Origin of the sequence: Haloarcula sp. 1CSR25-25, assembly GCF_032027985.1 — an archaeon.
GTDB lineage: Archaea > Halobacteriota > Halobacteria > Halobacteriales > Haloarculaceae > Haloarcula.
On the sequence record NZ_JAHYBW010000002.1, the window covers coordinates 170,365 to 185,075 of the forward strand.

Below are 14,711 nucleotides of genomic sequence, written 5' to 3' on the forward strand. Positions count from 1 at the left end.
CCGGGCCCGCGTTCTCACTCCGCAGCGCCGTCCGTCAGCCCGTCCAGCAGGTGTATCGCGCCGTGTTTGTCGAGCGGGTCGTTCGCGTTCCCGCAGTGGGGCGACTGCACGCAGGCCGGACAGCCGTCGGCGCAGTCACACGCGGTCAGCATCGAGAGCGTGGTGTCCATCAGCGGCCCGATGTCGCGATAGCCGGCCCGCGTCAGGCCGATGCCGCCGGGGTAGCCGTCGTAGATGAAGACCGTCGGCTCGCCGGTGTGTGGGTGACGCGGCGTCGAGAGGCCGCCGATATCGCCGCGGTCACAGAGGTATTCGAAGGGGAACATCGAAATCATGGCGTGCTCGGCGGCGTGGATCGCGCCGGGGAAGTCGCCGTCCGTCGCTGGACCGTCGGGCCGGCTCTCGTCACCGTCTCCGGGGCCGCTCCCGGCTCTGTAGGCTCCCTTCCGTATCTCGCTTTCCAGGCCCGACGGCACCGTGTGATACAGCGCCTTCGTCTCCAGCGTCGTCTCGGGCAGGTCGAGCGCCCGCTGGCCGAGCACCTCCCCGGAGGAACCGTCGCGGCGCTCGTAGCCGGTGATCTGCTTGCGCATCGTCACCGACGCGAAGCGGACCGGCACGTCCTCGCGAGTCGGCAAGCGCCGCTCCGCCAGGTCCGCCTCGACGGTGATGGTCTTGTCGTGCAGGACGCGGGTGAAGTAGTCGGCCCACGTCCGGTCGAGCTGGGCGACGCCCGCGTCGAGGTCGAGGCCGGTCACCTCGTAGCGCCGGCCCTGATGGTGGTAGATCGCGCCGGGATGGGCGTCCCGGAGTGCGTCTTCGAGGGAGAGTCTGGCGATGACATCACCCTTCGCGACGAGTTTCACCTCGCCGTCGTCGACGGTCCGCAGATTCATGTCGTGGTGGGGGCTGCCGGTGCCGAGCCAGCGCATCCCTTCGTCGGTCTGTCGGCGGTCGAGTTTCCCGGCCGATTCGAGGTCGGCGACCACGTCCGGGAACGTCTCGCCGAAGTGGCGGTCGTCGCCGGGGGAGAGCCAGTTCTCGCAGGCGGCCGCGTGGACGTGGTCGGGAAGCAACTGCTCGTTCTCGGGGTTCGTCACGGCCTGCTCGGCCCCCGTCTCGAACAGCGCGTCGGGGTTGCGCAGGACGTACTGGTCCAGCTGGTCCTCGCCGCCGACGAGCGCGACCAGCGCGGGGTCGATGCCGCGACCGGCCCGCCCGGCCTGCTGGAACGCCCGCATCCGCGTGCCGGGGTAGCCGTCGAGCAGGACGGCGTCGAGGCCGCCCACGTCGACGCCCAGTTCGAGCGCGCTGGTCGACCAGACGCCCCGCAGGTCCCCCGACTGCAGGCCCTGCTCCAGTTCGCGGCGGCGCTCGTCGGTCAGCGCGGCCTGGTACGCGCCGACGCCGTCGGCGAGGTCGTGTTCGCCCCGGTCGCGGAGTTCGTCGGCGCTGTCGCTTGCGTACCGTTCGGCCGTCTGGCGCGACCCGGCGAAGACGACCGTCTGGAGGCCTCGCTCGACGAGGTCCACGAACAGCTGTTTCGTCTCGACGTGGTTTGACTTCCGACGGCCGCTCCCCCACCCGTCGCCCTCGTACTCCGGGGGGTTCCACAGCAGCCAGTGTCGCGGCCCGCTGGCGCTGGCGTCCTCGTCGACCAGCGCGAACGACGACTCCGCCTGCCCGGTGACGGCCGCGGCGTGTTCGACGGGGTTACCGATAGTCGCCGAGCAACAGACCCACTCCGGGCCGCCCGCAGTGCCGTTATCATCCCCTCCGTTGCCGGCGTCGAACCGCTCGGCGACCCGCCGGAGGCGGCGCATCACCAGTGAGACATGACTGCCGAACACGCCGCGGTAGCCGTGGACCTCGTCGACGACGACGGTTTCGAGCCGCCCGAAGAACCAGTCCCACAGCCGGTGGGCGTGGGGGAGGATACCGTAGTGGAGCATGTCCGGCGTCGTCAGCAACACGGTCGGCTGGCGTTCCCGGATGGCCTCCTTCTCGGATTTGGACTGCCGGCCGGTGTACTGGGCGACGGAGACGCCGGTGGCGAAGCCGAGTCCCCGCGCCAGCTCTGACAGCGTCTCGGTCTGGTCGTTGATGAGCGCGACCTGCGGTGCGACGTACAGCGTCGTCGCCCGGCGGTCGAGCGCCCGTTCGAACGCCGGCACGGTGTAGGCGAGGCTCTTGCCGCTTGCCGTCTCGGTCGCGAGGACGACGTTGTCACCGCCACGGACCGCCTCGATAGCGTCGACCTGGTGTGCGTAGAGGTCCGTGATGCCCCGGTCTTCGAGGACGTCGGCGAGCCGGTCCGCCACGGCACAGTCCGCGGTCCGCGCATTCCGACCGGGGACCGTCCGCTGATCGACGATCTGGCCCTCGTAGTACGGACGGTTCCGGAGCCACGCGATGGTGTCGTCCACATGCGGGGTACGTGAACGGGAACTATCGGTGTTGCTGTTCTCGGGCGATACACAGTCCGTAGTAGACTCAGTCGGTGACGGACTGATTGAGCGGCCGTGTCACGTCGCGCTCCGCGGCCGGCGGCAGGGACGAGACCGCCGCCGTGAGCCCGGCCAGCGGGACGGTGTCGCGAACGCGCCCCGCGTGGTCCCTCTCGGCCCTCCCGACGGCGATGCGGGTGCCGTCCGCGTCGATAACCGGGCTGTTGCCCTCTCCGGTCTCGCCCGCTATCACGACGGCATCGGCGGCCCGAGCGAGGTCGACGGCGCGTTCGCGGGCCGCGTCGTCGATGCCGGCGAAGGCCGGGACCGTGACCGCCTCGCAGTCGAGGTCTGTGGCCCGCTCGGCGGCCGTGTCGCCGGCGGGCACGACGCCGATGCTGACCCGGCAGCCGGCACCGACGAGCGTCGAGACGGCGGCGGCCGCCGGCTTGCCGGTCCCGACGACGTGGACGCGACGGGCGACCGACTCCCGGTCTGCAAGCGGCGTCACGAGCGGCGCGTCGGTGCCGGGCTGGGTCGTCACCAGCGTCTCCGCGTCGAAGGCGTCACGGAGCGTGTCGCTCCTGAGAACGTCGTCGGGGCGGCCCGCGGCGCGGATTTCGCCCCCGGCGAGCAACACCAGTTCGTCGCAGTACCGGGCGGCCAGATTGAGGTCGTGTATCGCGGCGACTGCGGTCTTCCCCCCGTCGACGAGGCCCGCGACCAGTTCGAGCGTGCGGACGGCGTGGTTGACGTCGAGGCTCGCGGTCGGTTCATCGAGCAGGAGCACTGGCGTCTCCTGTGCCAGCGCCCGGGCCAGCAGGACCCGCTGGCGCTCGCCGCCGGACAGCGAGGTGAACGTTCTGTCGGCAAACTGGGCGACGCTCGTTCGCTCCATCGCCCGCTCGACGGCGCGCCGGTCGGTCTCGTCCATCCGGTCGAACCGGCCGAGATGCGGCGTCCGCCCCATCTCTACGGTCTGTCTGACGCTGAAATCGAACGACAGCGAAGTCCCCTGCGGCGTGCTCGCGACGAGGCGGCTCACCGCCTTCGCGGATTTGTCCTGGATGGGGTCGCCGTCGACGCGGACTGTGCCGGCGTCCGGGTCGAGCGTCCCCTTTATTGTCCGCAGGACAGTCGTCTTGCCCGCGCCGTTGGGGCCGACGAGGCCGACGAGCGACCCCCGGTCGACGCTGAAATCGATACCCGAGACGACCGACTGGCCGCCGAAGGCCACCGCGAGGTCGGCCACCTCGAGCGTCGGCCCGGCGCGGTCCTGCTCGGAGTCCGTGCCGTCGGACCGACTCGGACCGCTCACAGCTCGTGCACCTCCCGCTTCCGGAGCAGGTACAGGAAAAAGGGCGCGCCGAGGACGGCGGTGACGATACCGACCGGGACCTCGGCGCTGCCCGAGCGCGCCAGCGTGTCCGTCGCCACGAGGAACGACGCCCCGGCGAGTGCCGCTGTCGGGAGGAGTATCCGGTGGTCCGGTCCGACGAGCAGCCGCATCACGTGGGGCACGATGAGGCCGACGAAGCCGACGATGCCGGCGACGGCGACGCCCGCTGCGGTGATGACTGCAGACAGCGCGAGCAGGACTCGCTTGGTCCGTTCGACCTCGATACCGAGGCTCTGTGCGTCCTCCTCGCCAAGGAGCATGACGTTCAGGTCGCGTGCGTAGGCGAGCAACGCGACGAACGGGACGGCGACGAGCACGACGCTCGTTGTCACCTCGGGCCAGGAGGCGCCCTTGAGATGGCCCATCAGCCAGAACAGCGCCCGTCGGATGCTCTCGCCGCTGTGGAGCAACAGGAACGAGACCACCGCGCCCAGAAACGTCTGTATCGCCACGCCGGCCAGCAACAGCGTCGCGACCGGCGTCCGGCCGTTCCGCGTCGCGATGAGATAGACGCCGAAGGCGGCGAGCAACGCCCCCACGAAGGCCGCGCCGCGGAGGCCGAGTCCGAACGGGATCACGACCGGCGCGACGATGAAGCCGACCGCGCCGACCGCCGCGCCCGAGGAGACGCCGATGATAGAGGGGTCGGCCATCGGGTTCCGGAAGATGCCCTGCATGATTGTCCCCGCGGCTGCCAGCGAGAAGCCGACGACCGCGCCGAGCAGTATCCGCGGCAGTCGGACCTGCATCACGATCTGTGTCTGGAGGTCGCTCACGGCGTAGGAGAACACGTGGGCCGTGGTCACGTCGACGGCGGGGCCGGAGACCGTGACGCTCGTCGGGACGACGATGCCGTTGAGCAGGACTTTCCCGACGGCTGCGGGCGGAATCCACACCGGGCCGATACCGGCGCTCGTCGTCACCACGGCACAGAGGACGGCGACGAGCCCCGCCGACCACCCGATGGTCCGACCCGCGAAACGCATGTATGAAAGCCCAGTTGCAGTAGATAAGTATTTATTGCTCCTGGCACCCGCCTATAGCATGCGACGACTTTCTCTCGCGTGCGTCTTTGTCTTGCTCGTGGGCTCACTTGCGGCTCCGGCCGCGGCGACGACCGCCACACAGGGGGCCGACTGCTCGTTTCCGGTGACGATGACCGACGCGACCGGCACCGAGGTCACGCTCGAAGCGCCCCCGGAGCGAATCACGACGACCAACCCCTCGGCCGCCCAGACGATGTGGGAAATCGGCGGCCGTTCCCAGGTGGTCGGGCTGACGCAGTACGCGGGCTATCTGGACGGCGCTGCGAGCCGGACGAACGTCTCGGCGAGTTTCGGCGTCAGCGTCGAGCGAGTCGTCGGAACGAACCCGGACCTGGTGCTCGCGCCGAACGCAAGCGCCGGTGACGTGGCGCCGCTCCGACAGGCCGGGCTCACCGTGTATCACTTCCCCGCCGCGAGGACCGTCGCGGACATCCGGGCCAAGACGGCGACCGTCGGTCGCCTGACCGGCAACTGCGGGGGCGCGGCCGAGGCAAACGCCTGGATGGACGCGAACGTCGACGCCGTACGGCAGGTCACCGCGGACGCCGAGGACCGACCGGCGGCGCTGTACCCGCTTGGCGGGGGCTACGTGGCGGCCGGCGACACCTTCGTCACGTCCCTCATCGAACTCGCGGGCGCGGAGAACGTCGCCGCCCGCGAGCACACGGGGTACCCACAGCTCAGCGACGAGGTCATCCTCCGGCTCGACCCGGCGGTGCTTTTCGTTACCGAGAACACGGCGAACATCGAGACGACCGAGCCCTACGCCAGTACCACCGCGGGGCGGACGAACGCGACGATTGCCGTTCAGGTCCGGAACCTCAATCAGCCCGCCCCGCGGAGCGTGGTCTCGTTCTCACACAACGCCACTGCACAGCTCTATCCGGACCGCTATGACCCCGATAGCTACGTTCCCCGGTCGGCCGTGACCGTGACGCCTTCCGAAACCGCGACGACCCAGACCGAGCTATCGACAGCCACGGACACGGTGGCGACACAGGAACGGACCACGACCGACGCCAGCGGCCCCGGATTCACCGTTGTCGCGGCGCTCGTCGCACTGCTTGCGTTGACTGGGGCACACCTGCTCGTCCGTCGGGAGTTCTAGCACCGTGGACAAACAAGCTATCCGCGACCGGGTCTGGGACGCGCTGGAGGAGCGGGGCGTCGCCCGCTTCCCGTTCCCGCCCCACGACCGGATTCCGAACTTCGAGAACGCGACGCGGGCCGCCGGGCGCCTGACCGAGACGGCGGTCTGGGACGCCGCCGAGACGGTCAAGGCGAACCCGGACTCGCCACAGCTCCCGGTCCGACGGGCGGCGCTGCGGGCCGGCAAGACGGTGTACATGGCCGTCCCGCGGCTCCGGGACGAGCGCTGCTTCTACGAGCTCGACCCCGCCGAACTCGACGACGTCGAGGCCGCGCCGGCAATCTCGAACGTCGCCGACCACGCCCGGCAGGTCGGCCCCGAGGCCGTCGGGAGCGTCGACCTCGTGGTGTCGGGGTCGGTCGCGGTCACCGAGGACGGTGCGCGCATCGGGAAAGGCGAAGGATACAGCGACCTCGAGTACGCCGTGCTCCGGGAACTGGGGCTGGTCGAGGAGACGACGCCGGTCGCGACGACGGTCCACGAACTCCAGGTCGTCGGCGGGCCCGAGGGCGTCGTCGATACCACCGTGCCCGTCGACGACCACGACGTGCCGATGGACTGGGTCGTGACGCCCGAGCGCACTGTCGAGACTGAGACGACGCACACGACTCCGGCAGGGGTCGATTGGGACGCGCTTCCGGCGGACCGCGTCGACGAGATCCCGGTGCTTTCGACGCGTCGGCCCGACTGAGTTCGTCCGCACCTCGCGGCACGTTCACAGATGCGGGATCGCCGCGGCGACGGGGAGATGTTGGCGGTACAACTTTATTATCACACGCTCTGGGTCACGTATGGATACGCCCGTGACCACGTCGAACCGTCACGGGGACGGCGGGACCGACGGACGGCTACGCATCCTCTACGTCGACAGGGATAGTGACGATGTCTCGACGGTCAGGGAGGGACTGCGCGGTGATGCCGACGAGTTCACTGTAACGGTGTGCGAGACGGCGTCGGCGGCACTCGCCGCCTTGGACAGCGCGTCGTATGACTGCGTCGTCAGCGAGTACCGACTGCCGGACAGAGACGGGGTCGAACTGTTACGGGCTGTCCGCGACCAGTCGCTGGACCTCCCGTTTCTGCTCTTCACCGACGACGGCGACGAGGGCGTGGCCAGAAACGCTATCTCGGCCGGCGTGACGGACTACGTGGCGAAGACCCCACTGTCAGAACAGACGGAACTGCTCCGTCAGCGTATCACGTCGGCCGTCGCCCGCTACCGGGAGGAGGCGGACATCCTCGACCGGATGACGGACGCCTTCTTCGCGCTGGACGAGAACTGGGAGTTCACGTACGCCAACGAACGCGGCAGGCGTGTCATCGGTCGTGCCATGGAGGTGGACGGTGACACCACTGACCTGCTGGGATGCAACATCTGGGAGGCCATTCCGTCCCTGAGGGGAACGGAGTTCAGCAAGCAGTACCGGCAGGCGATGGCCCAACAGGAGCCGACATCGTTCGAAGCGCGCTACGACCCTCTGTCGACCTGGTTCGAAGTGTCTGTCTACCCGTCGTCGACGGGGATTTCGGTGTACTTCCGTGACATCACCGAGCGTCGGAAACACGAGGAAGAGATCAGGGGCAGAGAGCGGACGCTCAGAGAGATATACCGGGTCATCTCCCGAAAAGACCTGGAGTTAGAAGGGAAGGTCGACCGCCTGCTCGAAATCGGGCAGGACGTACTCGGGACCGAGATGGCCGCCCTCTCACACATCGATGGCGACGTGTACGTCTTCGAAATCGTGCGCGACCGGACGGGAACCATCGAGGCGGGCGATACGGCCCCGCTGGACGCGACAAACTGCGAGCGGGCCGTCGTCGAGGAGCAGACGCTGGTGCTCGCTGACATCGCCGAGGACCGGCCGGAACTGACCGATAGAGCGGGCTACACGGAGATGGGCGTCTCCTGTTACCTCGGCACACCCGTCGTCGTCGACGGGTCGGTGTATGGCACGTTCTGCTTCTACGACACGGAGCCCCGCGACTCCTTTTCGGAGTGGGAGGTCACGCTCGTCGAGCTGATGGGGAACTGGGTCAGCTACGAACAAGAGCGCGAGCGCCGCGAGCAGGAACTCACCCGCGAGCGGAACCGTCTGGAGGAGTTCGCCAGCGTCGTCAGTCACGACCTCCGGAACCCGCTCAACGTCGCGTTCGGTCGGCTCACACTCATCGACGAGGCCTACGACGGGGACCCGGAGCACGTCGAGGCGCTCCGGCGGTCGCTCGAACGGATGGACGAGCTCATCGACGACGTGCTCGCGCTCGCCCGCGGCGGCCACAAGGTAATCGACGCGTCCGACGCGTCACTGGACGACATCATCACGGCCGCCTGGGACACCGTCGAGAGTTCGGACGCGACGCTCGAACGGGTCGACACGGACACGCAAGTCACGGGCGACCAGACCCGCCTCCAGCAGCTGTTCGAGAACCTCTTCCGGAACAGCGTGGAGCACAGCGCCGACCCCGTGACCGTCCGCGTCGGGACCCTCTCGGACGGGCGGGGGTTCTACGTCGCGGACGACGGCCCCGGCATTCCCGAGGACGAGCGCGACGGCGTGTTCGAACGCGGCTACACCACGAGCGACAACGGGACCGGGTTCGGGCTGGCAATCGTCTCGGAGATCGTCGAGGCACACGGTGCCCGGATTACCGTCTCAGAGAGCGAGGACGGCGGCACACGCTTCGACGTGATCGGCATTCAGGTCGACTGAAGCTGGTCGACGCAGTCCTTGATGAGACCGTCGACGTTCTCCGGTAGCGTTGGGTGGTAGGCCCGGTCAGGGAGGTCACGGACGTCGAGTCCCAGCTCGACGATTATCTGGAACGTCTTTGCGAAGCTGTCCGCGTGATAGTGCATGCCCTGCCAGCCGAGCACCGTCCCGTCGTCGGCGTCGACGACAAGCTTCGCCAGCCCCTCCGGCACGTCCTTGGATTTGAACACGCCGTCGTCGCTGGCCTGTCGCGTCGCCGTAACGATGTCGTGGCCCGCCTCTGTCGCGGTCTCCTCGTTGTGGCCGACGCGGGCGAACGGGTAGACGCCTAGCCCGGAGAAGATGACGTGGTGGTGGACGTTCCGGTATTCTTCGAGGCTCCCGCCGGCCTCCTGCCGGAGGATGTTCCCGGCCGCGGTGAATCCCTGCTCCTTGGCGACGTGGAGAATCGGCTCCTTGCCGTTGACGTCGCCGACGGCGTAGATGTGGTCGGCGTCGCGGGTCTGCATCGTGTCCCTCGCCCAGTCCCCCTCGGCCGAGACGGGCGTGTTCTCAAGCCCGAGCCCCTCGACGGTCGGACGGCGGCCGGTAAAGAGGAACAGCTGGTCGGCCTCGAACGTCTCCTCGCCGCCGTCGTCGTACTTGACGGTGAGGCGGACGCCGCCGTCATCGGTCGGTTCGAGTTCCTTCTCGTAGCAGTTCGTCGGGATGGTCACGTCCCAGTTGTCCTCGTAGATGGCAAGCGCCTCGTCGCCGAACTCCGGGTCGCCTTCGTCGATTGGCCGGTCGTCGTGCTCGATGACCGTGAGCTCCATCCCGCCGGCTTCGGCGAGGTACGGCACCATCTCCATCCCGATGTAGCCAAAGCCCATCACGATGCCGGAGTCGGGGAACTCCGTGGCGTCGAGCACCTGGTCGCTGGTCATGAAATCGACCTGGTCGATGCCGGGCGTGTCCGGGACGTTCACGCTGGAGCCGGTCGCGATGACGACGTAGTCGGCCTCGTGCTCCTCGCCGCCCGCCCGGACCGTGTGCTCGTCGACGAACGTGGCGGTGTCGTGGATGAACGTCACGTCGTTGCGCTCGGCCATCTCGTGGACCGAGTCCCGGCGGTGACCGGCCCAGCCGAGCACGTGGTCGTCCTTGCGCTCGACGACGGCCTCCAGGTCGACCTCGGGCACGTCGCCGACGAGGCGCTCGTCGTGGCGCGCCTGGAAGCGGTGGGCGCCCGCGGAGAGCACCTCTTTGGACGGCATACAGCCACGGAGGATACAGAGGCCGCCGCCTGGCTCGCCGTTGTCGATGAGCGTGAGCTCGATGTCCTCTTGGTCGACGAGGTCGCCGGCGGCCGCGGCCCCGGCACTCCCGTACGCGCCGATGATAACGACGTGAGTCATACCAGTGCTATGACTATGCCATCAAATAAAGCCTTCAGTGGCGTGTTTCGCCCGGACACGACCGGCGGTGGGATACCGGGTCCGTGGGCTCAGTCGTCGCCGTCAACGGGGGCGGGCCGGCGCGAGCTACCGAGCGACAGCAGACCCCGGACCGACCAGTCGGCGTTGAACAGCCTGTCCCAGACGACGAGGACCGACGGAAGCACCAGCAGGGACGCGAGGAAGGCGTACGCGATGGACAGCGCTGTCAGGACACCGAACTGGCCGATGGCCGGGAACACCGCCAGCGCGAGGACGCCGATGCCGAACACGGTGGTCAGCATGCTCCCGAACAGCGCGCCGCCGGTCCCGCGGACGGTGCGGTCGAGCGCCGTCTGGAGGTCGGTCTCGCCGAACTCATCGGCGAACCGGTGGGTGATGTGGACGGAGTAGTCCACGCCGAGGCCGATAGTAATCGCCAGCAGCGTCGCCGTGAGCGCGTTGAACGGTATCCCCAGCAGCCGCATCGTGCCAGCGAGCCAGGCCACCGTGACGACGACGGGGACGGTGTTCGCCAGCCCGAGCGAGGGCCGCCCTTCGAGGACGCCATATATCATGACGAGAAACACCGAGGCCCCTGCCAGCGCGATTGCCAGCGACTGTATCGCCGATTCGAGGATGAGGTCGGACACCGCCTGGAACACGACGATGGAACCGGTGGCCGTGGCCTCGTACCGGAAGTCCTCGGCGACGGCCTGCGTGTCATCGGTCACCGCCGAGTCACTCGCATCGGATTCGACAGTGTAGACGACGCGGGCGCTCCGATAGTCCTCGGCGATGTAGTTCAGCGCCTGCCCGCGGGCCGACGAATCGAGCAGGTACTCGTATATCTCCCCGAGGTTGTCGTCCGGGACCCCGTTGTCGTTCCGGTCGTTGCGCTCGACCATCCGGCGGAACTCGGGGTCGCGCTCGGCGCGGTCCTGAATGACCGTCACGATCGAGGTGGAGTCGGCCCGGCCGTCCTCGCGGACGAACGTCTCCGGCGGGTCCTCGCCCGCCCGATACATCTGCTCGAGGGCGGAGTCTTCCCGCATCGGCCCCTCGACGTACACTGTCGCCTGACTCGACTGAGTCGAGTCGAAGTTCTCTTCGAGGAAGTTCGTCACCGCCGTCACGGTGTAGTCGCTGGGGGCGAACGGCTCCGGCAGGGCCTCGACGAAGTCCGGGTTCTCCTCGGGGGGGAGGAAGTCGTCCTGGCTGAACGACGTCGAGACGCCGGTGGCGTAGTAGCTCGCGCCGGCGGTCGACACCAGGATGAGCACGAGGAAGACGACCGGCGCGCGGTTGGCGATGACGACGCCGCCGCGCAACACGGCCCCCAGCGCCGACCCCTCGGAACCCAGCGGCGACTCACTGAACGTCGGGATGGGGTAGCGCTGTCTGAGTCGGTCCAGTTCCACCTTCGCCGCGGGGAGGAACACGCCGAAGATGAGGAACGTGAAGATGATGCCGATAGACGCGACGTAGCCGAAATCCTGAATCGGTGGCAGCGCGCTCGTGAGGTTCGCGGCGAAGCCGATGACCGTCGTCATAGTGACGATGAAGAAGGCCACCAGCAACTGGTCGGTGGTAGTCCGCATCGAGGTATCGATCCCTTCCCCGTCCGCGCGCTCCTCGCGGTAGCGGTTGACGGCGTGGATACCGAAGTCGATACCCACCGCCAGCAACAGCGGCGGCACCGCGATGAGCAACTGCGAGAAGGGGATGCCGGCCAGCCCCATGAACCCGAACGTCCAGACGACGGCCATAAACAGCGCAAGCAGGCCAAGCGCCATGTCCGCGAGGTCCCGGTACGCGATGGTCAGGAAAAACAGGATGAAAAGCACCGCTGCCGGGACGGTGAGGATGAGCGAGTCGCTGACGACGTTGGAGAACTCGTCGGCGACGATACCGCTCCCGAAGACGGTCGTCGTTCCCTGGCCCGCGGAGGAGACAGTGAACTCCGCCTGGCGCTGGATGCTCGTCAGCGGGCTGGAGCCACCCTGTCCCGACCCTCCGGAGATACCAGCCGGTATCTCGTGGGTCACGGTACCGATGGTCGCCGACGCCGAGGCGGACCTGCGGTTGAAGTCCGTACTCAACAGCGACTCGAACCGCGGGTTCTCCTCGGCCGCGCGCTCGACCGCGGCGTCGATTTCGCTCGGCGTCGCCCGTTCGACGGCGTATATCTGCTCCTCAGTCGTCGTCGCGCTGGGGTTCAGTTGCCCGGCGACGATGCTCGCCGCGCTTGCAGTGTCGGTGACGCGGAGGCCGCTGTGCTCCTTTAGCCGGTGCTGGGACCGGAGCATCCGCAACAGCGCGGGCTTCGAGAGGACGTTGTTCTCCCGCTGGATGAGCTGTGTGCTTCCCGTGTCCGGACTGAACGTCGGGGAGAACTCCTCGTTGACCCGCTCGAAGGCCTCCTCGGCCGGAAGCCCGGTCGTGAACTGCGACGTCCCGGAGTTGGTCGAGACGCTCCCGAGCCCGGCGCTGAAAACCACCGTCACGAGCAGGAAGGCGACCACCACCTTCCGGGAGTCGTGGACGATGCGGTCGTCCGCCCAGTCGATGTATCGCTGGTAGTCCATGCGTTACCGGAACCTGAAGTAGCCGCCGATGGCCAGGAGGGCCACCAGCGCGACGCCGACAATGACGGCCAGCGGCGAGCCGCTACCGCCGGAGTTGGTCACGGAGACGGGCACGCTGTAGGTGTCTGAAACAGGGGTGTCACCGTCCGGCTCCTCGTACTGGAAGTCCATCGAGACGGGGTAGTTCTTTGTCATCGCCGCCCCGCTGGCGCTGATGCCGAACTCGATGGTCGTCGACTCGCCGGGTTCGAGGCTCTCGACGTAGGCCTGGTCGTCGGACACCGAGATCGGGTCCTCGGAGAATAGCTTGGCCTCGATGTTCGTCAGCGTCTCGCCGGCGTCGTTGGTAATCGTCACCGCGAGCGTACTGGACCCGCCGACGTTCACCGACGCGTTCCTCGTCTCCACGATGAACTCGTCGGCGCGCCCGTCGACGTTCTGCCGGATCTCCAGCGTGTCGCTCTCGCGTTTGTCGCCTTCGGTGTTGCGGTAGCTGGCGACGAAATCGAACTGCCGCGGGCCGGCGTTGGCGTTGTCCGAGACGTCGGCGTCGAAGGAGACGGTCGCCGACTCGCCGGGGTCGAGGTCACCGACTGCGTACTGGGTCTCCTTGGGCGAGATGTTGTCGTGGTCGCTCTCCCAGTTCAGGACGACGTTGCGGACCGTCTGGTCGCCGGTGTTTGTCAGCGAGGCTTCGAGGGTGCCGTCGTCGCCGGCCTGCAGCGTCGACTCCACGTCACCCATTTCGAAGGACTGCTCGGGCTCGGGTCGGATGCCGAGGGCGATGCCGTCGTCAACGCCGGAATCGCCTTCGGGGTCGATGTAGCCCACAGTGGCCGACAGCGCGTATCCCCTGACGGACGCGTTCTTCCCGACCGAGGCTTCGACGCTGACGGTGCGGGTCTCACCGGGCTCCCACGTCCCGATGTACTGCTCGGCGGACTCTGACCCGCCGAACGCGATCTGGCTGCTCTGTGAGCGCAGGGAGACCGTGGCGTCTCTGACGGCCACCGGCCCGTCGTTGTGAAGCGTGACGTTGTACGTCCCAGAATCGCCGACTGCGACGTCACTGTCGACGCCCCGGACGCTGAACGACTGTTCCGGGTCGGGCGTGATACCGAGCGAGGATGCGGACGTGCTCTTTCGCACCCCGTCCGTGTCGTCGAAGTCGACCCGGAGGTCGAACTGATACGGTTCGGCCCTGGCGTCCCCGCTCGCACCGACGCGGTACCGGAGGGTACGCTGTTCGCCGGCCTCCCAGGTGTCGATGAACCGGGAGCTGCTGGTGTCGCTACCGACCGTGAGTTCTGGGTTCGTCGATTCCAGCGTCACCGAGGCTTCCCGAGCCGGTTCGTCGCCGGTGTTCTCGACGGTGACTGCGACCGTTCCGGTCGAGCCGACGCGGGCGCCGGAGTCGACGCCCACCACGTCGAAGGCCGCGTCGTCGTCGATCTCGAGGTCGAGTTCGATCCGTTCGGTAGCGGTCTCCTCGTCCCGTGTACCGTCGCCCTCGGAAATGTAGCTCGTGTACTCGTACTCGACGATGACGGGGACCGTGTAGTCCCCGGGGCTCGCGTCGTCATCGACGCTGATCTCGAACGATATCGGTTCCGTCTTCCCTTCGGGGACGGACCCGACGGCCTGTTTGTTCGTCGTCACGGTAATCGGGGCGTCGCCGTCGTTGACTTTGACCGTGGTTCCGCGGGCGGTCGTCACCTCGCTGGTCCGAACAGTCTGGGACGATGGTCCGGAGTCCACCGTCCCGCTGTTGACGAGAACGACGTCGAGCGTCGTCTCCTCACCGGGCGTAACCGTGTTGTCGACGAACGTCGCGTCGAAGTCGGGGCTCCCGGTCACGGCGGCAATCGCCGTTCCGGACGCCATGAGCAATGCGACAACGGTCAGTACAAGTAGCGTACGTGATTTCATGGATGGGGACAGTTCGGGCGTTCCAT

The 14,711-nt window shown here is 67.9% G+C and carries 9 protein-coding genes; 3 read left to right on the forward strand and 6 right to left on the reverse strand.

All coding sequences use genetic code 11. From position 1 onward, the window contains the following. Positions 1-14: 14 nt before the first annotated feature. From KZ498_RS05920 to btuC, 3 genes are all read right to left on the reverse strand, one after another. On the reverse strand, positions 15-2,426 hold the full coding sequence (locus KZ498_RS05920; RefSeq protein WP_312617630.1) for a DEAD/DEAH box helicase: 2,412 nt from the start codon (positions 2,424-2,426) through the stop codon (positions 15-17). Between the two features lie 67 nt (positions 2,427-2,493). Beyond that, on the reverse strand, positions 2,494-3,765 hold the full coding sequence (locus tag KZ498_RS05925) for an ATP-binding cassette domain-containing protein (protein ID WP_312617632.1): 1,272 nt from the start codon (positions 3,763-3,765) through the stop codon (positions 2,494-2,496). Further along, positions 3,762-4,832: a vitamin B12 ABC transporter permease BtuC gene (gene btuC, locus KZ498_RS05930; protein ID WP_312617634.1), complete on the reverse strand. Its 1,071-nt coding sequence runs from the start codon at positions 4,830-4,832 to the stop codon at positions 3,762-3,764. The genes KZ498_RS05925 and btuC overlap by 4 nt, the downstream gene beginning before the upstream one ends. Before the next feature lie 58 nt (positions 4,833-4,890). On the opposite strand from btuC, the gene KZ498_RS05935 reads away from it, so the two are divergent. The 3 genes from KZ498_RS05935 to KZ498_RS05945 all read left to right on the forward strand — a co-directional run bounded on the left by KZ498_RS05935 (position 4,891) and on the right by KZ498_RS05945 (position 8,753). After that, a complete protein-coding gene (locus tag KZ498_RS05935; protein WP_312617635.1) occupies positions 4,891-6,000 on the forward strand; it encodes a PGF-CTERM-anchored ABC transporter substrate-binding protein in 1,110 nt (369 codons plus the stop codon). 4 nt (positions 6,001-6,004) lie between these two features. After that, positions 6,005-6,733, forward strand: a complete 729-nt coding sequence (locus KZ498_RS05940) for a 5-formyltetrahydrofolate cyclo-ligase (protein ID WP_312617636.1) — start codon at positions 6,005-6,007, stop codon at positions 6,731-6,733. A 100-nt stretch (positions 6,734-6,833) separates the two neighbouring features. Further along, positions 6,834-8,753: an ATP-binding protein gene (locus KZ498_RS05945; protein ID WP_312617638.1), complete on the forward strand. Its 1,920-nt coding sequence runs from the start codon at positions 6,834-6,836 to the stop codon at positions 8,751-8,753. Here KZ498_RS05945 and KZ498_RS05950 read toward each other — a convergent pair. From KZ498_RS05950 to KZ498_RS05960, 3 genes are all read right to left on the reverse strand, one after another. Continuing rightward, positions 8,741-10,150: an NAD(P)/FAD-dependent oxidoreductase gene (locus tag KZ498_RS05950; protein ID WP_312617640.1), complete on the reverse strand. Its 1,410-nt coding sequence runs from the start codon at positions 10,148-10,150 to the stop codon at positions 8,741-8,743. The two genes, KZ498_RS05945 and KZ498_RS05950, sit on opposite strands and share 13 nt — an antisense overlap. Positions 10,151-10,239: 89 nt before the next feature. Further along, a complete protein-coding gene (locus tag KZ498_RS05955) occupies positions 10,240-12,756 on the reverse strand; it encodes an MMPL family transporter (RefSeq protein WP_312617641.1) in 2,517 nt (838 codons plus the stop codon). A gap of 3 nt (positions 12,757-12,759) precedes the next feature. Further along, a complete protein-coding gene (locus KZ498_RS05960) occupies positions 12,760-14,685 on the reverse strand; it encodes a sialidase (protein ID WP_312617642.1) in 1,926 nt (641 codons plus the stop codon). Positions 14,686-14,711 lie beyond the last annotated feature (26 nt).